Consider the following 19,855-nt stretch of genomic DNA (forward strand, 5'->3'; position numbering starts at 1 on the left):
CCCACAAACAGCGGGCGCGGAAACCTTGATTCGTCGGTATTCCCGGCGCTGAACACGGCGGCCACCGGAACGTTATGTGGGCTTGGCGCCGGAACAGAACAACCACCATGGCCGGACAGTTCCTCCGGCCATTGTGGCTTCCTTGCCAGTCACTTAGCGGATGGCTTAGCCCCTCGAGGCCCAGCCTGCCGCTCGCGATCAGGTTTCCGAAAAGTAGCTCTGCAGGGTACGTACCTCAAGGTCTCCGCCGAGATAGGCGCGGATGCCCTGCGCGGCCGCCACGGCCCCCGAAAGAGTGGTGTAATACGGTACTTTATGCAAGAGGGCCGCGCGCCGCAGCGATCGGCTGTCGGCGAGCGCCTGCGGGCCTTCCGTGGTGTTGAAGACGAGCTGGACGTCGCCATTGGTGATGGCGTCGACGATATGCGGCCGCCCCTCCAGCACCTTGTTCACCTTTTCGGTGGGGATGCCCTGGTCGGTCAGGAAGCGCGCCGTGCCCGATGTCGCCAGCACCTTGAAGCCGAGCGAATGCAATTCGCGGACGGCCTCGGCGATGCGGGTCTTGTCGCTCTCGCGCACCGAGACGAACACCGTGCCCTTGCGCGGCACCCGCGTGCCGCCGCCGAGCTGGCTCTTGGCGAACGCAACCGCAAAGGATCGGTCGATGCCCATGACCTCGCCAGTCGAGCGCATCTCGGGACCAAGCACGGTATCGACGCCCGGGAAGCGAGCGAACGGGAATACCGATTCCTTCACGCCGACATGCTTGAAGTCCGCCTTCTTCAGCTTGAAGTCGGCGAGCTTCTCGCCGGCCATGATGCGCGCGGCGATCTTGGCGACCGGCGTGCCGATCACCTTGGCGACGAAGGGCACCGTGCGCGAGGCGCGCGGGTTGACCTCGAGCACGTAAATGTCGCCATCCTTGATGGCGTACTGCACGTTCATCAGGCCGACGACGTCGAGGCCGAGGGCGAGCTCGCGGGTCTGCCGCTCCAGCTCCTCGATCATCTTGGCGTCGAGTGAGTGCGGCGGCAGCGAGCAGGCGCTATCGCCGGAATGGATGCCGGCTTCCTCGATGTGCTCCATGATGCCGACGATGAATGTGTCCTTGCCGTCGCAGAGGCAGTCGACGTCGATCTCGGTGGCATCGGAGAGGTAGCGGTCGAACAGCAGCGGGTTCTTGCCGAGCACCGTGTTGATCTGCCCGGTCTTGTCGTTCGGGTAGCGCGCCTTGACGTCGGCCGGTACCAGCTCCGGCAGGGTGCCGAGCAGATAGTCGCTGAGCTGGTTTTCCTCCCGAATGATCTGCATGGCGCGGCCGCCGAGCACATAGGACGGGCGCACCACCAGCGGCAGGCCGAGATCGGTCGCGACAAGGCGAGCCTGCTCGACCGAATAGGCGATGCCGTTCTTGGGCTGCTTCAGACGCAGCTTGTCGAGCACGCGCTTGAAGCGGTCGCGGTCTTCGGCGAGGTCGATGGCGTCGGGCGAGGTGCCGAGTATCGGCACATCGGCGGCTTCCAGCGCACGCGCGAGCTTCAGCGGGGTCTGGCCGCCGAACTGCACGATCACGCCGTGCAGCGTCCCGTTGCTGCGCTCCTTGGCGATGATCTCCAGCACGTCCTCGGCGGTGAGCGGCTCGAAATAGAGCCGGTCGGCGGTATCGTAATCGGTCGACACCGTCTCCGGGTTGCAGTTGACCATGATGGATTCGTAGCCGGCATCATGCAGCGCAAAGCAGGCGTGACAGCAGCAATAGTCGAATTCGATGCCCTGGCCGATGCGGTTCGGGCCGCCGCCGAGAATGATGACCTTCTTCTTGTCGGACGGAGTGCTCTCGTCCGCCGGGGCGCCCGCGAAGGGCGCTTCGTAGGTCGAATACATGTAGGCGGTGGGCGAGGCGAATTCGGCCGCGCAGGTGTCGATGCGCTTGTAGACCGGGCGAACGCCGAGCGCGTGGCGCTTCGCCGTCACCTCGGCCTCGGTCGTCTGCGCGATTACGGCAAGCCGCGCGTCGGAGAAGCCCATGGACTTGAGCGTGCGCATGCCGAAGGCATTGCCCGGCAGGCCATTCTTGCGGACCTTCTCCTCCATGTCGACGATGCCGCGCATCTCGCTGAGGAACCAGGGGTCGATCTTGCAGGAGTTGAAGATCTCCTCGTTCGACCAGCCAAGCCGCATGGCCTGGGCGACCTGGAGAATCCGGTTCGGCGTCGGCGTGCCGAGCGCGGCGCGGATCGCGTTCTTGTCGTCGTCGCGGCCGAGACCCTCGATCTCGATCTCGTCGAGGCCGGTGAGCCCGGTCTCGAGCCCGCGCAGCGCCTTCTGCAGGCTTTCCTGGAAGGTGCGGCCGATCGCCATGACCTCGCCGACCGACTTCATGGACGTGGTCAGCGTGGTGGAGGCGCCAGGGAATTTCTCGAAGGCGAAGCGCGGCACCTTGGTGACGACGTAGTCGATGGTCGGCTCGAACGAAGCCGGGGTGGCGCCGCCGGTGATGTCGTTGGCGATTTCGTCGAGCGTGTAGCCGACCGCGAGCTTCGCCGCGACCTTGGCGATCGGAAAGCCGGTGGCCTTCGAAGCCAGAGCGGAGGAGCGCGACACGCGCGGATTCATCTCGATCACGACCATGCGGCCGTCCTCGGGATTGACGCCGAACTGCACGTTGGAGCCGCCGGTCTCGACGCCGATCTCGCGCAGCACCGCCAGCGAGGCGTCGCGCATGATCTGGTATTCCTTGTCGGTCAGCGTCAGCGCCGGCGCGACCGTGATGGAGTCGCCGGTGTGCACGCCCATCGGATCGAGGTTCTCGATCGAGCAGACGATGATGCAATTGTCGTTCTTGTCGCGCACCACCTCCATCTCGTACTCTTTCCAGCCAAGCACGGATTCTTCGATCAGCACTTCGTTGGTCGGAGACGCATCGAGGCCGCGCTCGATGATGTCGAGGAACTCTTCCTTGTTGTAGGCGATGCCGCCGCCGGTGCCGCCCATGGTGAAGGAGGGGCGGATGATCGCGGGCAGTCCGATCTCGGACAGCGCCATCATCGCCTGTCCCATCGCGTATTCCTGATAGCGCTTGCGGCGGTCGCTCTCACCCAGCGCCCACTGCCGTTCCAGCTCCTCGAGCGCTGCGCCGGAAGCCTTCGCGCGTTCGGCCTGGTACTTCTCGCGGAAGGATTTCTTCAGGGCGGAGGCGTTGGCGAGCCGAGACTTCGGCGTCTCGAGCCCGATCTTGGTCATGGCCTCGCGGAACAGCTGGCGGTCCTCCGCCTTGTCGATCGCGTCGGCGGTGGCGCCGATCATCTCGACGTCGAATTTTTCCAGCGTGCCCTGCTGGCGTAGCGACAGCGCGCAGTTCAGCGCGGTCTGGCCGCCCATGGTCGGCAGCAGCGCGAAGCCGCCCGGAATGACATGACGTTCCTTCTCGATGATCTTGGCGACGATCTCTGGCGTGATCGGCTCGATATAGGTCGCATCGGCCAATTCCGGATCGGTCATGATCGTGGCCGGATTGGAATTGACGAGGACGATGCGATAGCCCTCTTGCTTCAGCGTCTTCACCGCCTGGGTGCCCGAATAGTCGAACTCGCAGGCCTGGCCGATCACGATGGGACCGGCGCCGATGATCAGGATGGTGGTGATGTCTGTTCGTTTGGGCATCAACTCTCGCCAGACTGGAATTTGGGCACAAAAAAAGGGCGCGCTTGCCGCGCGTCCCCTGAGGCCGAGAGCGCGGGGGTCTCCCTCGCGCGCGGGTGGGTCTTAGACCAGATTCCGGAGCGGCGAAACCCCGAAAAACGCCCATCAACCGGCAATTTTGAACGGTTTTGGCCGGGCCTGCCAGCCGCGGGCGAGATGCACCAGAAGTGAGGCCGCAACGCTCGATCCGCCGATCCAGCCCAGGTCGGTCGGCGACAGGGTGGCCAGCACCGCGCCGCCCAGCGCCCCGCCGATGGCGAAGCCGAGATACATGGCGGAGGCGTTGAGCGACAGCGCGATCATCGACGCCTGCGGCTCGATCCGGATGATGCTGGCAACCTGGGCCGGATAGAATGCCCAGCCGGAGATGCCCCAGAGGAAGATGGTGCCCAGCACCGCATAATGCGCCTGTCCGGGCATCAGCTTCAGGACCAGGGAATGCAGGACGAGGGCGCTGGCCATGCCGGCGAGCCCGAGGGCGGCGGTCGTCAGCGTCCCCAGCCGGTCGGCCAGGGAGCCGCCAAGCATGTTCCCGATCGCGGCGGCGCCGCCGAACACCAGCAGGGCAAGGCTGATCTGCGAGGCATCGAAGCCCAGCCCATGCAGCGGGACCGCGAAATAGGTGAACACGGTGAAGCCGCCGAGCGCCCACCGGATCGTGATCACGAGCGCGGTCAGGACATGGCCGTGACGCGCCACAGCCAGGCGTTCGCCGAGCGAGGCCGTGTTGCGCGGCAAGCCGCGGGGCAGGCCGAACAGGAGGGCGACGAGTGCGACCGCGCCGATCAGGGCCACCATGGCAAACGTCGCGCGCCAGCCGAACAGGCTGCCGACGAGATTGCCGATGGGGACGCCGATGACGGTCGCCACCGTCAGGCCCGAGGTCACCAGCGCCACGGCGCGACCGCGCCGTTCGGGCGAGGCGATCGCGACCGACACGGCGAGTGCCGTCGGCATGCACAGGCCGGACCCCAGCGCCATCAGCATCCGCGAAACCAGTAGCAAGGCGTAGTTGGAGGCCACCATGGCCGCGAGGTTGCCGGCGATGAAGGTGGTCAGCGCCAGCGCCAGCACGGTGCGGCGGTCGATATTGTTCAGCGACACCGCCAGGATCGGCGAACCCACGGCGTAGGTGAGGGCATAGGCGGTGACCAACTGCCCGGCGGCCGCGACCGAAATCTGCAGATCAGATGCAATGCTTGGCAAAAGTCCCGCAATCACAAAGCCTTCGGTGCCAATCGCGAAGGCCGCCAAGGCCAGCCAGAATACGCTCATCGGACGATATCCCTATGTTCAACGGTTATTGAACTATTGGGTGTGAGGATCCCTGTCAATTGGTTCAAGAACTATTGAACATTACGGCCGCTTCGCTATGTTTCCCGGATCATGAGCCGCACACCCCTTCATCCCACCCGTGAACAGATCGAATTGCCGATGGTTCTGGATTGCCTCAGCGATCCGATCCGACTGGCGATCGTCTACCAGCTCGCCCGGCAGGAACATGTCAGCAGCGAGCTTTGCTGCGGCGATTTCTACAGCCTCGCGGGCAAGTCCAACCTCGCCTACCATTTCGCCAAGCTGCGCGAATGCGGTCTGATGCTGACGCGGGTGGCCGGCACCAACCGCTTCATGCGGCTGCGCCGCGAGGATCTGGATGCGCGTTTTCCCGGCCTGCTCGATGCGGTGATCAAATCCGCGAGCAAGGATGCCGCGCGGCTTCAGTTGCTGCCGGAGGGGGACGTGGTTCAAGCGGGTTGAGGTTCGAGCGAGCAGTCCGGCTGCGCTCCAGCTACACCGGAACGCTTCGGGTCAAGTGTGGCTGCGCCACGCGTAGCCCCGCAGGGCGAAGCGTGGAGACCCGGCCTGGATTTGAACCAGGATGAAGAGCGTTGCACCGCCCTCGCGTAGACGCTTCCGCCACCGGGCCACGGCGATCATGTCCGATTGCAGTGAGACAAGCCACAACGGCTGATTGTTATGCTTAACGAACCAGCGGCGGTCGCGCCATGAAGGTCATGCGCCAGCGATTATGGCCGATATTGGTGTGGGCGCGCTGGACCGCGAACCCCGCCGCTCTCAGCTTCGCGGTGATCTCCTCCTCGCTGTAGCGCTGCAGCCCGATACGCGTGCGCAGATGACGATAATCGGACAGCGCGGTGCTGATCAGACCGACCAGCGCGTCCTTCAGGAAACCGTGGCGCAGGCCGAAGCCGAGCAGGGCCATGACGTCCCTGAACATGCCGACATTGGGCTGGAGGATGTCGCCGAGCACCAGCTTGCCGGAAGGCGTCAGCAATCGCCTGATGGTGCGGAGCGCGGCATCGAGTTCGTCGGGCGACATGTATTGCGCGACCGAGTTCATCACGACGAGGTCGATCGACTGGTCCTGCATCTTGCGGACGTCGTCGAGCGAGCGGACGCGGATTTTCGTGTTCGGGGCAAACCGCGCGATCAGCCTGCCGCGCACGCCGGGTGCGGGCTCGGCGAGGATCAGCTTGCCGCAAGCCGATGCCACCTGGCTTGCCGACAGCGCTTCGCCGCAGGCATAGTCCAGCACGGTCGCCTCCGGCGAGGGGATGTAGCCGATGATGTCCCGGGCGATGATCTGGAAATGCAAGTCGCGATGCAGCTTGCTGACATAGATCGTGTGCGTCGAGTCGTAATAATCGATCCAATCGTCCATGGTATCCCGCCCGGAGGTTCCTATCTTGGAACCGCGCTGCCCGCCTTGCGTTAGGGGTGCGACGGCGCGCCGTCAATGTCCGCGTCCTAACAGGAAGGTCCCCCGTGAGCAAAACCAGCAACAAGGTCTCGCCCGATCTCGATACCCCCACCGATCTGTCGCCCGACGGGGTCAAGAAGGTCTCGGAGGCGCTCAACGTGCTTCTGGCCGACGCGTTTGCGCTGTATCTGAAGACCAAGAATTTCCACTGGCACATCAGCGGCCGGCATTTCCGCGACTACCATCTGCTGCTCGACGAGCAGTCCGACCAGATCTTCGCCACCACCGACCAGCTCGCCGAGCGCGTCCGCAAGATCGGCGGCACCACGCTGAAGTCGATCAGCCAGATCGCAAAGCTCCAGACCATCAAGGACAACAACGAGGATTACGTCCCGCCGCGCGAGATGCTGCGTGAATTGATGCAGGACAACAAGCATGTCGCCGCCGCGATGCGCAAGGCGCACGACGTCTGCGACAAGGCCGAAGACGTGGCGAGCGCCAGCCTCCTCGAGAACTTCATCGACGAGACCGAGCGCCGGACGTGGTTCCTGTTCGAGGCGACGCGCCAGGAAGGCGGCAACGAAGCGTAGTGGGATGTGCAGGGTGGGTTAGCCCGAGGCCTAACCCACCACGTCTTTCACCGCGGCAACAGAAAAGGTGGATTACGCTGCGCTAATCCACCCTACGGCACCGCGCTTGTAGCTACCGCTCGCCACAATCTCGGCAACGCTCCATTTTTTCCCGTCACCGGATCGGCCGGCGGCATCGCGACCTCTGGAATCGTCTTCAGCGCCCTGGCGTGGTTCTCCGGCGTTGCGCGCGTGATCTCCATCTTGCCGCCCGGCGGATAGGCGCCGATCACGCAGAAATCGTCGCTCGCCCTGATGCATTGATGTCCGGTGCCGGCTGGCAGGATCGCGACATCACCCGCCTTGATCTCGAGCTCCTGGCCGTGGTCGCCGCCGAAGCGGACGCGAGCACTTCCCCGCGCGACGCCGAGCACCTCGTGAACCGTCGCGTGATAATGCAGATAGTCGTAGACGCCGTTGCGCCATGTGCCACCCCAGCCGTTTGCCGCGAACAGATCTTCGATGGACTCTTCAGGTCGCGCGGGATCGAGCTTCACCGCGTCCTGATAGACCAGGAAGGGAAGGATGTTGTTCGGCACGAGCCCGTCGTCTTCGAACACGATGGCGAGCGGCTCGGCGTTGTCTCGGACGGCAGACATGGCGGGGCTCCGGTCACAACGGTCACGAAATAAAGACGATGCTCGCCCGGTTTGTTCCTGCCGGTCCGCGAGCCGGATTGACGGAGATCAAGGCACGCGCGGCCAATGGCGGGCACGCACATCGAGCGAAAGAAAAAGGGAACGTCATGTACGCATCCGACGTTGCGCAGCGCCATTTTTCGGCGGCCGTTGCCGAGGCGGAGACCTCCGGCCTCGGGCACGAAGCCGTTTGCCGCGCTTTGCTCAGTCTCGTGATTTCGAAATATCTGGAGACGCGGTCGATCGCCGACATTCAGGCCGAGCTGCGCTTCATCGCCGAGAACTGCGATCCCGACACGGACTTCATGTTCATGCGTCCGTGACGGCGGGCCCCGGCGGATTGATCCGCCGGGCGGTCTTGCGTCCTAAGCGCTCTTCTTCTGCCGCATCAATTCGGCGAAGCGCTGAAACAGATAGTGCGAGTCGCGCGGACCGGGCGAGGCCTCGGGATGATACTGCACCGAGAACACGGGCTTGCCGTCGAGCTGGATGCCGCAATTGGAGCCGTCGAACAGCGAGATGTGGGTCTGCGTCGCGCCCTTCGGCAGCGTGGCCTCATCCACGGCAAAACCGTGGTTCATCGAGGTGATCTCGACCTTGCCGGTGGTCTCGTCCTTGACGGGATGGTTGGCGCCGTGATGGCCCTGGTGCATCTTCTTCGTCTTCGCGCCGACGGCGAGGCCGAGCATCTGGTGACCAAGGCAGATGCCAAAGGTCGGCGTGCCCGATTTGATGACGTCCTGGATCACGGGCACGGCATACTTGCCGGTCGCGGCCGGATCGCCCGGACCGTTGGACAGGAACACGCCGTCCGGCTTCATTGCCAGAATGTCTTCCGACGAAGTCGTCGCCGGCACCACCGTCACCTTGCAGCCGACGCCGGCGAGCAAGCGCAGGATGTTACGCTTGATGCCGTAGTCGATGGCGACGACGTTGAACTCGACCTTGTCCTGGCGGCCAAAGCCTTTGTCCCACAGCCAGGGCGTCTCGTCCCAGGTGAAGCGCTGGCCGCTCGTCACCATCGGCACGAGGTCCATGCCCTCGAGGCCGGGCCATTCGCGCGCTTCTTCCTTCAGGCCATGCAGGTCGAACTCGCCGTTTTTGGCGTGCGCGATCACGGCGTTGGGCATGCCCTTTGACCGGATCAGCGCGGTCAACGCACGCGTATCGATGCCGGAGAGGCCGATGATGCCGCGCGCTTTCAGCCAGGCGTCGAGATGCTTGGTGGCGCGATAGTTGGAGGGATCGGTGATCGCGGTGCGCAGGATCACGCCGCGCGCGCCCGGCGTTGCCGCCATGTTCACCGTCTCGATATCCTCGTCGTTGGTGCCGACGTTGCCGATATGCGGGAAGGTAAAGGTGATGAGCTGGCCGGCATAGGAGGGATCGGTGAGGATCTCCTCATAGCCGGTCATCGCGGTGTTGAAGCAGACCTCGCCGACGGCGTGGCCTTCGGCGCCGAGACCGAAGCCTTCGAGCACCGTGCCGTCGGCAAGCACGAGGAGCGCGGTCGGTTTATGGTCCGGCCAGGCGGTATCGTTGTCATGTTGTGTCATGAGCGCGTTTCATAGTCCTCGCGCGGGCTGCCGTCAAAGCGGGAGAGGGCGGATTCACATGCGTTTTTGCATATTTGACAGGCCGTCCCCGGCACTTAAGCTCGGTCGCACAATTTCCGGCAAATTCCCGGGCTTGCGAGGCAATAATGGACCCGACGACCCCGATTGTGCTGGTTCCGGGGCTGGCCTCCTCGGCCCGGATCTATGCCCCCCTGATCCCGGCGCTATGGCGGTTCGGCCCGGTCATGGTCGCCAACCATATCCGCGACGACAGCATGGCGGCGATCGCCCGCCGCATCCTGAGCGAGGCGCCGCCGCGCTTTGCACTCGCCGGCCATTCCATGGGCGGCTACATCGCGTTCGAGATCATGCGCCAGGCGCCCGAGCGGGTGATCAAGCTCGCGCTGATCAACACCCAGGCGCGGCCCGACACGCCGGAGGCGACCGCGCGCCGCCGCGGCCTGATGGAGCGCGCAAAACGCGGCGAGCTTCGCGCGATCCGCGAGGAGAGCTTTCCGGAGTTGGTGCATCCGTCACGGCGCGACGATTCCGACATCCTCAAGCTGGTGCATGCGCAGGATGAGGATGTCGGCGTGGAGGGCTATCTGCGGCAGCAGACCGCGATCATCGCACGGGTGGATTCGCGCTCGACGCTTGCAACGATCAAATGCCCGACGCTGGTGCTCACGGGCGATGCCGACAGCACCATCCCGAATGCGCTTTCGAAGGAGATGGCCGAGGGCATCCCCGGCGCAAGGCTCGTGATCCTCGATCGCTGCGGACACCTGCCGCAGCCGGAACAGCCGGAAGCGACGGTGCGCGCGCTCTCCGAATGGCTTGGAAGCTAGTTGTCTGAAGGCCGCGAACGGCCTAGATCAGGCGTCGGATACTCACAGGGATCACGATCATGTTGCGCGACGACATCAACAATGCGGTCAAGGAGGCCATGAAGGCCAAGGACGAGCGCAAGCTGTCCACGCTGCGCATGGTCAATTCGACCATCAAGAACGCAGACATCGACGCGCGCGGGCAGGGCAAGCCGCCGCTCTCGGACGCCGATCTGCTTGGCGTGTTCCAGAAGATGATCAAGCAGCGGCAGGAGTCGGTCGAGCTCTACGAAAAAGGCGGCCGCGCCGAGCTCGCAGCCCAGGAGCGCGAGGAGATCGCGGTGATCTCGGCATACCTGCCGAAGCAGATGGCCGAGGACGAGGTGAAGAAGGCGATCGCGGATGCGGTCGCCGAGACGGGTGCCGCCGGCATGAAGGACATGGGCAAGGTGATCGCGGTGCTGCGCGCGAAGTACGCCGGGCAGATGGATTTCGGGAAGGCCAGCGGCTTGGTGAAGGCGGCGCTGTCGAGCTAGGTCGTCATTCCGGGGCGACGCTCGGCGTCGATGCCGGAATCTGTCACGCCGCCATCTCTGTTGATCAATGGATTCCGGGCTCGCGCTGCGCGCGCCCCGGAATGACAAGAAGAACAAGGGGAGGCAACCGATGACTGCCATCAAACCATTCCGCATTGCCATCAGCGACGACACCCTCTCCGATTTGAAGTCGCGTCTCGCCCGCACCCGCTGGCCGGAGGCGGAGCTGGTCGACGACTGGAGCCAGGGCGCGCCGCTGCAATGGATCCAGGACATCTGCACCTACTGGGCTGGTGGCTACGACTGGCGTGCCCGCGAAGCGAAACTCAATCGCTTTGAGCAATTCACCACCGAAATCGACGGGCTCGACATCCACTTCATCCATGCGCGCTCGAAGGAGCCATCGGCGCTGCCGCTGATCATCACACATGGCTGGCCTGGCTCGATCGTCGAATTCCAGAAGGTGATCTCGCCGCTGGTCGATCCGGCCGCGCATGGCGGCAACCCCGTCGATGCGTTTCACGTGATCTGTCCCTCCCTGCCGGGCTTCGGCTTCTCGGCCAAGCCCAGGACCACCGGCTGGGGCGTCGACCGCATCGCCGCGACCTGGGCCAAGCTGATGGACCGGCTGGGTTATACGCGCTATGGCGCGCAAGGCGGCGACTGGGGCTCGGCGGTGACGACATCGCTTGGCGCGCAGGACCCCGCTCATTGCGCCGGCATCCACATCACTCTGGCCTTCAACGCAACGCCGAAGGTGGAGGGCGAGCCGACGGCGGAGGAGAAGCGCGCGCTCGCCGGCCTCAAGCATTATGTCGATCTCGACTCCGGTTACTCCAAGCAGCAGTCGACGCGCCCGCAGACGCTCGGCTACGCGCTGACGGATTCGCCGAGCGGACAAGCGGCCTGGATCCTGGAGAAATTCTGGGCATGGACCGATTGCGACGGCCACCCCGAAAACATTTTCACCCGTGACGAGCTGCTCGACAACGTCATGCTCTATTGGGCGACGGAGACCGCGACTTCCTCGGCGCGGCTCTACTGGGAAAGCTTTGGCAAACGCCGCACCACACCGAAGGTGAACGTGCCGACCGGTGTTGCCGTATTTCCCAAGGAGATCATCACGCCGGTGCGGCGCTGGATGGAGCCGAACTTCCCTCACATCACCCATTGGAACGAGATGGAGAAGGGCGGCCATTTCGCCGCGTTCGAGCAGCCCGAGCTGTTCTTGCGCGATGTCAGGAAGTTCTTTGCGACGTTGCGGTAGCTACGCGCTCGGCCGTCATGCCCGGGCTTGTCCCGGACATCCACGGCTTTAGAGTGTCGCCAAAGCAAGAAGAACGTGGATGGCCGGGACAAGCCCGGCCCTGACGGAGTTGCTGGGAAACGACCAAGCCATGCTCACCGAAGCCAAGACCTACGACGAGCTCGTCCGCAATTTCCGCTGGGACATTCCTGAGCGTTTCAACATGGCGGAGGCATGCTGCGACCGGCATGCCGACGGCACCGGCCGCCTGGCGCTGATCTATGTCGACGAGAACGGTGCGACCAGCCGCACCACCTTCGACGAGGTCGCCGAAGCTTCGCGGCGCTTTGCCAATGTGCTGAAGGCGGATGGGCTGGTCCGCGGCGACCGCGTCGCGGTGTTCCTGTCGCAATCGGTGGAGTTGCCGGTTGCGCATATGGCGGCGTTCCGCTCCGGCCTGATCTCGATCCCGCTGTTCGCGCTATTCGGCGAGGACGCGCTGGAATTCCGCCTGTCGAACTCGCAAGCCAAGGCCATCGTCACCGACGAGGGCGGTTGGCAGAAGCTCTCCAAGATCCGCGACCGCCTGCCGGAGTTGAAGAATGTCTATGTCGTCGGCGAGCGCGCGCCCGCCGGCACGACATCGTTCTGGGACGCGCTGAAGGCCGCTTCGTCCGATTTCGCGCGCGTGGACACCTCATGCGATGATCCCGCGCTGATCATCTACACCTCGGGTACGACGGGTAATCCAAAGGGCGCGCTGCATGCCCACCGCGTCGTGCTCGGCCATCTGCCCAATGTCGAGATGTGCCACAACTTCCTGCCCAGGCACGGTGATCTCATGTGGACGCCGGCGGACTGGGCCTGGATCGGCGGCCTCGTCAACGGCCTGCTCGCATTCTGGTATCACGGCATTCCTCTGGTCGGCCATCGCGCGCGAAAATTCGAACCGCAGGCGGCGATGCAGATGATGGCCGACCTCGGCGTCCGCAACGTCTTTCTGCCGCCGACCGCGCTGAAGCTGATGCGACAGGCCGGCGTGAAGCATCCGGGCGTCAGGCTGCGCAGCATCTTCACCGGCGGCGAGTCTCTCGGCGGCGAGCTGCTCGGCTGGGTGCGCGAGACTTTCGGCATCGATGCACATGAAGTGTTCGGCCAGACCGAGTGCAATCTCGTGATCGGCAGCAACTCCAATTTGTTCCCGATCCGCCCGGGATCGATGGGCAAGGCGACGCCGGGCTTCGACGTTCGCATCGTCAACGACAAGGGCGAGGAATTGCCGCGCGGCGAGCGCGGCATCATCGGCGTGCGCCAGCCGTGCCCGGTCACCATGCTGGAATACTGGCGCAATCCGGAGGCGACGGCGAAGAAATATGCCGGCGAATTCCTGCTCACCGGCGATCTCGGCGTGCAGGACGAAGACGGCTATTTCTGGTACGTCAGCCGCGAGGACGACGTCATCACCACCGCCGGCTATCGTGTCGGTCCGTCCGAGATCGAGCATACGCTGATGAAACATCCCTCGGTGGCGATGGCCGCGGTGGTCGGCATTCCTGATCCGATCCGCACCGAGTCGATCAAGGCCTGGATCGTGCTGCGTCCGGGCTTTACCGGCACCGACGCGCTGGCGCGCGAGATTCAGGAGTTCGTCAAGGTGCAGCTCGCCGCGCATGAATATCCGCGCTTCGTCGAGTTTGCCGAGACGCTGCCGATGACGGCGACCGGCAAGGTGCTGCGGCGCGAGCTGCGGGCGAAGGGCTAGCTTGCGACACTGGATCAGCTCTCCCCGTTGCAGATAGGTGAATTCATCGCGACGGCTCCGAGAGCGCGGCTCTGAGCATCGCGGCAAGCTCCTGACGCTTGAACGGCTTGGTCAGAATGCGGGCGTTGAGTCCGTCCGGCGTCTTGACCGGATCATGGCTGTAGCCGGAGGTGAAGAGCACCTTGAGATCAGGCCGAAGCTCGGCTGCCTGCCTCGCAAGCTCCGGCCCGAACATGCCGCCGGGCATCACGACGTCGGTGAACAGCAACTGGATGTCCTCGGGCTGGCGCAGCACCTCGATCGCTGCGGGTCCGTTCGACGTCGCGATGACCCGGTAACCCAGCGCCCTGAGCTCGTTCTCGACATAGGCTCGCACCATGTCGTCGTCCTCGACGAGCAGGATGGTCTCGTGTCCCACGTGTGTGACAGTCGCCTGCGGAGGGCGCGGGTCCTCGCCCGGCGGTGTCGCGAGACGGGGAAAGAACAGCCTGATGGTACTGCCCTCTCCCTGTTCGGACTGAATCTGCACGAGTCCGCCGGATTGTTGCACGAATCCGTAGACCATGCTCAGGCCGAGGCCGGTCCCCTTGCCGACCTCTTTGGTGGTGAAGAACGGCTCGAACGCGCGTCCCAAGACATCGCTGCTCATCCCGGCTCCGGTATCCGTCACAGCCAGCATGACGTAGTCGCCGGGCTTCGGCTCGCCATTGACGTCGAGATCGGACGTGCCGAGCGATGCGTTGGCCGCCTCGACCGTCAGCTTGCCGCCGTCGGGCATCGCATCGCGCGCGTTGAGCACGAGGTTAAGCACGGCGGTCGCCAACTGGCCGGGATCGACGCTGGCGAGCCAGAGATCGGGTGCGAAGGTGAAGCTGGATTCGATGTGCTCGCCCAGGGTCCGGCGCAGCAGCTGCTTCATGCCGGTCACCTGCTCGGCGATGTCGATCTCGCGCGGCCGCAGCGGCTGCTTGCGCGCGAAGGCGAGCAGGCTCTGCGTCAGGTCGGATCCGCGCTCGGCGGCGGTGGCAATGTCGTCGGCGATCCGGCGCAATTCCTTGTTGCCCGCAAGCCTGTCGGCGAGGTGCTCCGAATTGCCGAGAATGACGGTCAGCAGATTGTTGAAATCGTGCGCCACGCCGCCGGTGAGCTGGCCCATGGCTTCCATCTTCTGGGACTGGCTGAGCTTGTGGCTGAGATCGGCGATGGCGGCGCGCTGCTGTTCGAGTGACTGGGCGGTGCTGTTGAGCAGGTTCATCAACCCGCCGAGTTCGCCGCCCGGATGGGGCTCGGGAATGCGCGCGCTGAGATCGCCGCGCCCCAGCCTCTTCGCCATCGTGGCGAGCCGCCCGACTTGGCGGCCGATGCTCATGGTCGTGAGGATCCACAGGCCGGCGAGCAGGAGCAGCGAGGCCAGTCCGAGAATCGCCGCGTCCTCGTACAGCCGGCGGTTCGCCGCCGCGACCAGCTTGTCCTTGGAGCGTCCGACCAGGATGTAGAGGCCGGCCTTGCGGACCGACGGCGAGCGGGCGACACCCCAGATCTGCGTGCGGCCCTCGCGGTCGGTAATCTCCCGGAATGGCTCGCCATCGGGCGCTGCCGCAAACCGAAACAGGTCGGAGCCGGCAATCGACCCACCGACGGGCTCGCTCCAGCCGCCGCCTTTGGGGGCGGCCAGGACTGTCCCCTTGGCGTCGACGAGCAGGATGTCCTTCTCGGCGAGCAGCCGCTTGTCGTGAAACTCCACGAATTTGTTGAGGTTGAAGGACGCGAGCAGCACGAACTTCAGCGCGCCCGTCTCCGATCGCACGGGATAGGCGATCTGGAGCACCGAAAGCCCGGTGAGACGGCCGAACACCGGCTCCACCGCGACGACGCCCGTAAGCCCCTTGACCTGTTTGAAATAGCCGCGGTCGTTCAGGTCGAGCGTGCGGTTGGTTCGCAGCGAGTCACAGAACAGGCTGCCGTCGGGATCGATGGTCAGGATACCCGTGAACTGCGGATATTCTTCGCGGACATCGGACAGAAACGCCGAGCACGCCGCCTTGTCGCGCGTGTCGAGATCGCGGGCGCGGGCGAGCCCATAATGAAGCTGGGCGGTGCCTTGGATCTTCTCGTCGAGGTCGGCGGCGATGTCGTCGGCGGACGCGGCCAGATTGGCCAGCGCCGCGTCGATTTCGCTGGCCCGATTCTGCACGAAGCGCAGCCCGACCAGGATTGCCGGTACGAGCATGGCGGCGATGACGAGGATCAGTAACCGGGTACGCAGGCTCATCGGTGAGGCGGTCCGCTCTCAGGCGTATCTGCTCGGAGGTACAATTTGCGGCACGATCGTCTGCCCAGTCCATAGCCATTGGCGGCAAAATGCACCACCGGTCAAGCATTTCGCACCGCGAGCATTGTCGCCTCGCTGCGACGCCTCGTGCCGGCCGGCATCAAGTTGCGCCGGCGCGCGGCGGAGCTAATATCTTACAAGCGCGCGACGAAAGATCGCGCCGACGTGTGGAGGAAGCTGATGTCCATCTCGGGCAAGGTCGATCCGGTTGTGCGTCCCGTCGCGGCGACCGACATCGCCGAGGCGCTGGTCGAGGGCCTGCGCGATTTCCAGGCGCTGCCGTTCTACGGTCTCTGCTTCGGCGGGCTCTACGCCGCCGGCGGAATCGCCATCATGTTGTGCTTCACGGCCTTCGGCATGGTCTATCTCGTTTATCCCCTGGCGGCAGGCTTCGCCCTGATCGGACCGTTCGTGGCGATCGGCCTTTACGAGATCAGCCGCCGCCGTGAGCGCGGCGAGCCGGTCTCCTTCGGTGCGATCTGGTCCGCCGTGCGCTCGCGCAGCGAGATCGGCTGGATGGCGTTCGTGACGTTATTCGTGTTCGTGGTCTGGATGTACCAGGTGCGGCTCCTGATCGCGCTGCTGCTCGGTCTGCACGCCTCGTTCTCCAGCCTTCAGGAATTCATGACCGTGGTGCTGACCACGAATGAAGGCCTGCTGTTCCTCGGCATCGGCAATGCCGTCGGTGCGGTGTTGTCGCTGATCCTGTTCTCGCTGACCGTGGTGTCGTTTCCGCTGCTGCTCGACCGCGATGTCGATTTCGTGACGGCGATGGTGACGAGCGTGCGGGCGGTGGTGACGAGTCCGTTGCCGATGATCACATGGGCCGCCGTGATCGTGATGCTGCTGATCGTCTCGGCGCTGCCGTACTTTCTCGGGCTGGTCGTAACGCTGCCGGTGCTAGGCCATGCGACATGGCATCTCTATCGGCGGCTGGTGGCGCCGGTGGCGTAAGAGGGGAGGCGGATGTCGCGGCGGCGCACTATTGGCCGGCTGCCAGGCGACGAATGCCGGAGGAGGTCAGTTCGAGTTCGCCAAGCCGCCTGATCACATAACCCAGGTTGACCAGGCGCTCGCCGTGCGCCTGCGGAATGTCGCCTTGCGCCTCGCCCTTGCCGATTTCGGTTAGCGACGCAAATTCGTCGGCGCTGAGCGCGGCGGTGCTGTCCGTCATCAGACGACCTCGTCGGTCCATACCTTGAAATTGAGCAGTTTGTTCGGACCGAAGGTCTGAGTGATGGGGACGTCGGAGGCGTCGCGTCCCTGCGCGATCAGCACCCGGCCGATCCGCGGCGTGTTGTTGCGCGGATCGAACATGTGCCAGCTTCCGCCGAGATAGGCCTCGAACCAGCCGGCGAAATCTCCCGCAGCCCAGGGCTTCGGCGTGCCGATGTCGCTGAGGTAGCCGGTGCAATAACGCGCCGGGATGTTCATGCAGCGGCAGAATGTGATGGCGAGATGGGCGTAGTCGCGGCACACGCCCTTGCCTTCGTCGTAAGCTTCCCGGGCCGTCTTCGTGGCGCGCGCGTGCTCATAACCGAACGTGATGTGGCGATGAACGAAATCGCAGATGGCCTGAACCCGCTTCCAGCCGGGCGGCGTCCGCTCGAACAATTTCCATGCGATATCCGACAGGCGATCGGTCTCGCAGTAGCGACTGCCGAGCAGATAGACCAGCGTATCGGCTGGCAGCGCTTCGACAGCATGCTGACACGCTTCCGGAAACACGGGGTCGGGAAGGCCACCGTCGCGAACGACGCCGTCTCCGAAAAGGCGGAAATTGCCGGCCGGCGCCACGAGGCGGCTGCACCAATTGCCGAAGAGGTCGCGATAGGGACTGATGGTCACGGCGGGGCTGGTGGTCAGCAGATCGGGCACGATCACGTCGGAGGCGCGCGTGAAGTGCGTGCCCAGCACCATGATCATGGGCGTCGGCTGCGGGAACTCGTACAGCATCTCGAACCCGACGCGGAGCTTCATACGAATACTTTCCCTTGGCTGAGCTCTCAAGATGGCTACGAAGCGGTCGAACACAAGGCTTCCACGGCCCTATTCGATCGGGAGCGGCATTTGGCACCTCAAAAGCGCGGCGCGAACGAGAAAACGATAGCTAATTGCCGCGATTGCGCGCACGGTGCGTGAATGTCGGAAAGAGCGGTCGTCTCTGCGCACAGGTGGCGCCACGACGCTGCACGCGCGGAGGCTCATTCCTCGCACCGGCGGAGCCTGTTCGTCACGCCGTCGTCACGGCGATCTTTGCGGGTATTGCCCGTTCCTACGAGCAAGTTGGATGCGGCGTGGCTCGTCCACGGCTGCGTTACAGATTTCCACATTCGTTCGATATGAGATCGAACGTCAACCGAAAGCACCGATGCAAACTCAACCGATACAAGCTCTCTCGCCACGCCAGGTCAAAACAGACGAAGCACTTCGGCTCGGCGTGGAGTCAGGCTGGTACGCCATCAAGGTCAGCGGGACCTTTGTCTCGGGCCCGCACGATTCGGAAGGGGATTGCCGTCGCAGGATCGACGAGATTCAGCCTCCTGTGAAGAAGAAGCGGTGAGGGTACAGATTCCGGACGCTACGGCGTCTTGATCCCCATCGCCTTCAGCGCCGCCAGCATCCGCGCTGGCGGTGCCATCTTGATCTGCGGCGCCGTGCCCGTCTCCAGCAGGCTCTTCAGCCCCGACAGGATCGCGGGCCAGCCGGTGCGACCGCCTTCGAGGATGTCGTCGCCGAGCTCGCGGTCGTGGCGTTCGCTCATGGTCAGGCGGACGGCTTCGCCTGCGGACTCGATCTCGTAGGTGACGAGTGTGGCGCCGAGCTTCGCGACGAGGTCGGGCCAATTGACGTTCCAGCTCACGGTGAGCTTCTTCGGCGGATCGTATTCGAAGACTTCGCCGGAGATATGCTCGGAGCCGTCAGGCGCGCGCACGATGAAGCTGCCGCCGAGCTTCGGCTCCATCTCCACCGCAAAACCCGAGAAGTATTGACGGCTGAACTCGGCCGAGGTCAGCGCCGCCCAGACCTTCTCCGGCGTGGACGCGATGTAGATGGTGTAGACCGTGAGCGGCTTGAATTGGTCGAGGTTCATTTTGCGTCGAATCCCTTGTTGAGCGCGGCGCGCGGAATGGCGAGCACTTTGCCTCTCTCCAGCAGGCTCTTGAGCCCGGACAGGATCGCCGGCCAGCCATTGGAGACGGCGCCGAGATATTTGCCGCCCTCGACGAAGCCGTCATGCAACACGGTCAGGCGCACGAGCGCGCCGAACGGCTCGATGGTGAAGACCACGCGCGAGATCGGCTCGCCGCGCAATTCTTCGAACTTCCGGTGCTTGAAGCTGTAGGACAGAAGCCGCGGCGGATCTGCTTCGAGGATCTGGCCGGAGTCGGTGACCTCGCCATCGAGCGTGAGCGCAAAGGGTGAGCCGACTTTCCAGTCGGAGCGGACCTCGGCGCCGAACCAGTATTGCCTGGTGAATTCACTCGACGTCAGCGCCTCCCACAGCTTTTCCGGCGTGGTCTCGATGTAGGTCACATAGACGAATTCCGGCTTACTCATCACGCTTCTCCAACTGGCGTTTCAACTCGCTGAGTGCGGCCAGCTTGCCGCGCTCGAATTTCCTGATCCAGCGTTCGCCGATCTGATGGATCGGCACCGGGTTGAGGTAGTGCAGCTTCTCGCGGCCGTGCCTGAAGGTGGTGACGAGATTGGCCTCCTCCAAAATCGCAAGGTGCTTGGTCACGGCCTGCCGCGTCATTGCAAGGCCGTCGCAGAGCTCGTTCAGCGTCTGGCCGTTCCTGGCGTGAAGCCTGTCGAGCAGCGATCGTCGTGACGCATCGGCGAGCGCTTTGAAGACCTCATCCATGATCGGCATAATAGACAACCAAATGGTTGCACGTCAA

Annotated in this window: 19 protein-coding genes and 1 tRNA gene; 8 read left to right on the forward strand and 12 right to left on the reverse strand. The window is 64.2% G+C overall.

Going from position 1 to position 19,855, the window contains the following annotated elements:
- Window positions 1–198: 198 nt before the first annotated feature.
- Window positions 199–3,663, reverse strand: a complete 3,465-nt coding sequence (carB, locus tag JQ580_RS26895) for a carbamoyl-phosphate synthase large subunit (RefSeq protein ID WP_212283299.1) — start codon at window positions 3,661–3,663, stop codon at window positions 199–201.
- Between the two features lie 144 nt (window positions 3,664–3,807).
- Window positions 3,808–4,977 (reverse strand): MFS transporter, encoded by a 1,170-nt coding sequence (locus JQ580_RS26900; RefSeq protein ID WP_212283301.1) that lies wholly within the window; start codon window positions 4,975–4,977, stop codon window positions 3,808–3,810.
- A gap of 111 nt (window positions 4,978–5,088) precedes the next feature.
- Between JQ580_RS26900 and JQ580_RS26905 the strand changes: the two genes are divergently transcribed.
- The gene (locus JQ580_RS26905; RefSeq protein ID WP_212283303.1) at window positions 5,089–5,460 is read left to right on the forward strand and encodes an ArsR/SmtB family transcription factor; all 372 of its coding nucleotides are present in this window, start codon (window positions 5,089–5,091) and stop codon (window positions 5,458–5,460) included.
- A 93-nt stretch (window positions 5,461–5,553) separates the two neighbouring features.
- Here JQ580_RS26905 and JQ580_RS26910 read toward each other — a convergent pair.
- Window positions 5,554–5,629 (reverse strand) — tRNA-OTHER (locus tag JQ580_RS26910).
- A gap of 54 nt (window positions 5,630–5,683) precedes the next feature.
- Window positions 5,684–6,385, reverse strand: coding sequence for a class I SAM-dependent methyltransferase (locus JQ580_RS26915; protein WP_212283305.1), 702 nt, complete (start codon window positions 6,383–6,385; stop codon window positions 5,684–5,686).
- A 104-nt stretch (window positions 6,386–6,489) separates the two neighbouring features.
- On the opposite strand from JQ580_RS26915, the gene JQ580_RS26920 reads away from it, so the two are divergent.
- Entirely contained in the window at window positions 6,490–7,014 is a 525-nt protein-coding gene (locus JQ580_RS26920; protein ID WP_212283306.1) for a Dps family protein, read from the forward strand.
- A gap of 92 nt (window positions 7,015–7,106) precedes the next feature.
- Here JQ580_RS26920 and JQ580_RS26925 read toward each other — a convergent pair whose 3' ends face one another.
- Complete coding sequence (locus JQ580_RS26925; RefSeq protein ID WP_212283308.1) at window positions 7,107–7,652, reverse strand: cupin domain-containing protein; 546 nt, start codon at window positions 7,650–7,652, stop codon at window positions 7,107–7,109.
- A 146-nt stretch (window positions 7,653–7,798) separates the two neighbouring features.
- Between JQ580_RS26925 and JQ580_RS26930 the strand changes: the two genes are divergently transcribed.
- Window positions 7,799–8,014, forward strand: a complete 216-nt coding sequence (locus tag JQ580_RS26930; protein ID WP_094895092.1) for a hypothetical protein — start codon at window positions 7,799–7,801, stop codon at window positions 8,012–8,014.
- Window positions 8,015–8,056: 42 nt separating this feature from the next.
- On the opposite strand, the gene carA is transcribed toward JQ580_RS26930, so the two are convergent.
- Window positions 8,057–9,247: a glutamine-hydrolyzing carbamoyl-phosphate synthase small subunit gene (gene carA, locus JQ580_RS26935; protein WP_212283310.1), complete on the reverse strand. Its 1,191-nt coding sequence runs from the start codon at window positions 9,245–9,247 to the stop codon at window positions 8,057–8,059.
- 146 nt (window positions 9,248–9,393) lie between these two features.
- Between carA and JQ580_RS26940 the strand changes: the two genes are divergently transcribed.
- The 4 genes from JQ580_RS26940 to JQ580_RS26955 all read left to right on the forward strand — a co-directional run bounded on the left by JQ580_RS26940 (window position 9,394) and on the right by JQ580_RS26955 (window position 13,618).
- A complete protein-coding gene (locus JQ580_RS26940; RefSeq protein WP_212283312.1) occupies window positions 9,394–10,095 on the forward strand; it encodes an alpha/beta fold hydrolase in 702 nt (233 codons plus the stop codon).
- A 59-nt stretch (window positions 10,096–10,154) separates the two neighbouring features.
- Entirely contained in the window at window positions 10,155–10,610 is a 456-nt protein-coding gene (locus JQ580_RS26945) for a GatB/YqeY domain-containing protein (RefSeq protein WP_212283314.1), read from the forward strand.
- A 130-nt stretch (window positions 10,611–10,740) separates the two neighbouring features.
- On the forward strand, window positions 10,741–11,877 hold the full coding sequence (locus JQ580_RS26950; RefSeq protein ID WP_212283316.1) for an epoxide hydrolase family protein: 1,137 nt from the start codon (window positions 10,741–10,743) through the stop codon (window positions 11,875–11,877).
- A gap of 130 nt (window positions 11,878–12,007) precedes the next feature.
- Window positions 12,008–13,618, forward strand: a complete 1,611-nt coding sequence (locus JQ580_RS26955; protein WP_212283519.1) for an acyl-CoA synthetase — start codon at window positions 12,008–12,010, stop codon at window positions 13,616–13,618.
- A 43-nt stretch (window positions 13,619–13,661) separates the two neighbouring features.
- On the opposite strand, the gene JQ580_RS26960 is transcribed toward JQ580_RS26955, so the two are convergent.
- Window positions 13,662–15,890, reverse strand: coding sequence for an ATP-binding protein (locus tag JQ580_RS26960; RefSeq protein WP_212283317.1), 2,229 nt, complete (start codon window positions 15,888–15,890; stop codon window positions 13,662–13,664).
- Window positions 15,891–16,130: 240 nt separating this feature from the next.
- Here JQ580_RS26960 and JQ580_RS26965 point away from each other — a divergent pair, with 240 nt between their 5' ends.
- Entirely contained in the window at window positions 16,131–16,904 is a 774-nt protein-coding gene (locus tag JQ580_RS26965; protein ID WP_212283319.1) for a DUF2189 domain-containing protein, read from the forward strand.
- A gap of 28 nt (window positions 16,905–16,932) precedes the next feature.
- On the opposite strand, the gene JQ580_RS26970 is transcribed toward JQ580_RS26965, so the two are convergent.
- From JQ580_RS26970 to JQ580_RS26990, 5 genes are all read right to left on the reverse strand, one after another.
- Window positions 16,933–17,124, reverse strand: a complete 192-nt coding sequence (locus JQ580_RS26970) for a hypothetical protein (protein WP_212283321.1) — start codon at window positions 17,122–17,124, stop codon at window positions 16,933–16,935.
- Window positions 17,124–17,930, reverse strand: a complete 807-nt coding sequence (locus JQ580_RS26975; protein ID WP_212283323.1) for a transglutaminase-like domain-containing protein — start codon at window positions 17,928–17,930, stop codon at window positions 17,124–17,126. Before JQ580_RS26975 ends, JQ580_RS26970 begins: the two co-directional genes overlap by 1 nt.
- Window positions 17,931–18,531: 601 nt before the next feature.
- Window positions 18,532–19,044, reverse strand: coding sequence for an SRPBCC family protein (locus JQ580_RS26980; RefSeq protein ID WP_212283325.1), 513 nt, complete (start codon window positions 19,042–19,044; stop codon window positions 18,532–18,534).
- Window positions 19,041–19,511, reverse strand: coding sequence for an SRPBCC family protein (locus JQ580_RS26985; protein WP_212283327.1), 471 nt, complete (start codon window positions 19,509–19,511; stop codon window positions 19,041–19,043). The genes JQ580_RS26980 and JQ580_RS26985 overlap by 4 nt, the downstream gene beginning before the upstream one ends.
- The gene (locus JQ580_RS26990) at window positions 19,504–19,818 is read right to left on the reverse strand and encodes an ArsR/SmtB family transcription factor (RefSeq protein WP_212283521.1); all 315 of its coding nucleotides are present in this window, start codon (window positions 19,816–19,818) and stop codon (window positions 19,504–19,506) included. The genes JQ580_RS26985 and JQ580_RS26990 overlap by 8 nt, the downstream gene beginning before the upstream one ends.
- Window positions 19,819–19,855 lie beyond the last annotated feature (37 nt).

The sequence above is a fragment of the Bradyrhizobium sp. SZCCT0148 genome (assembly GCF_018129985.1).
In the GTDB taxonomy this organism is placed as follows: Bacteria; Pseudomonadota; Alphaproteobacteria; order Rhizobiales; family Xanthobacteraceae; genus Bradyrhizobium; species Bradyrhizobium japonicum_H.

Coding starts and splice junctions, on each gene's coding strand:
- JQ580_RS26905 (WP_212283303.1), top strand. CDS start 5,089: ATGAGCCGCACACCCCTTCATCCCACCCGTGAACAGATCGAATTGCCG.
- carA (WP_212283310.1), bottom strand. CDS start 9,247: ATGACACAACATGACAACGATACCGCCTGGCCGGACCATAAACCGACC.
- JQ580_RS26975 (WP_212283323.1), bottom strand. CDS start 17,930: ATGAAGCTCCGCGTCGGGTTCGAGATGCTGTACGAGTTCCCGCAGCCG.
- JQ580_RS26985 (WP_212283327.1), bottom strand. CDS start 19,511: ATGAGTAAGCCGGAATTCGTCTATGTGACCTACATCGAGACCACGCCG.
- JQ580_RS26930 (WP_094895092.1), top strand. CDS start 7,799: ATGTACGCATCCGACGTTGCGCAGCGCCATTTTTCGGCGGCCGTTGCC.
- JQ580_RS26940 (WP_212283312.1), top strand. CDS start 9,394: ATGGACCCGACGACCCCGATTGTGCTGGTTCCGGGGCTGGCCTCCTCG.
- JQ580_RS26950 (WP_212283316.1), top strand. CDS start 10,741: ATGACTGCCATCAAACCATTCCGCATTGCCATCAGCGACGACACCCTC.
- JQ580_RS26925 (WP_212283308.1), bottom strand. CDS start 7,652: ATGTCTGCCGTCCGAGACAACGCCGAGCCGCTCGCCATCGTGTTCGAA.
- JQ580_RS26945 (WP_212283314.1), top strand. CDS start 10,155: ATGTTGCGCGACGACATCAACAATGCGGTCAAGGAGGCCATGAAGGCC.
- JQ580_RS26980 (WP_212283325.1), bottom strand. CDS start 19,044: ATGAACCTCGACCAATTCAAGCCGCTCACGGTCTACACCATCTACATC.
- JQ580_RS26900 (WP_212283301.1), bottom strand. CDS start 4,977: ATGAGCGTATTCTGGCTGGCCTTGGCGGCCTTCGCGATTGGCACCGAA.
- carB (WP_212283299.1), bottom strand. CDS start 3,663: ATGCCCAAACGAACAGACATCACCACCATCCTGATCATCGGCGCCGGT.
- JQ580_RS26915 (WP_212283305.1), bottom strand. CDS start 6,385: ATGGACGATTGGATCGATTATTACGACTCGACGCACACGATCTATGTC.
- JQ580_RS26960 (WP_212283317.1), bottom strand. CDS start 15,890: ATGAGCCTGCGTACCCGGTTACTGATCCTCGTCATCGCCGCCATGCTC.
- JQ580_RS26955 (WP_212283519.1), top strand. CDS start 12,008: ATGCTCACCGAAGCCAAGACCTACGACGAGCTCGTCCGCAATTTCCGC.
- JQ580_RS26970 (WP_212283321.1), bottom strand. CDS start 17,124: ATGACGGACAGCACCGCCGCGCTCAGCGCCGACGAATTTGCGTCGCTA.
- JQ580_RS26965 (WP_212283319.1), top strand. CDS start 16,131: ATGTCCATCTCGGGCAAGGTCGATCCGGTTGTGCGTCCCGTCGCGGCG.
- JQ580_RS26990 (WP_212283521.1), bottom strand. CDS start 19,818: ATGGATGAGGTCTTCAAAGCGCTCGCCGATGCGTCACGACGATCGCTG.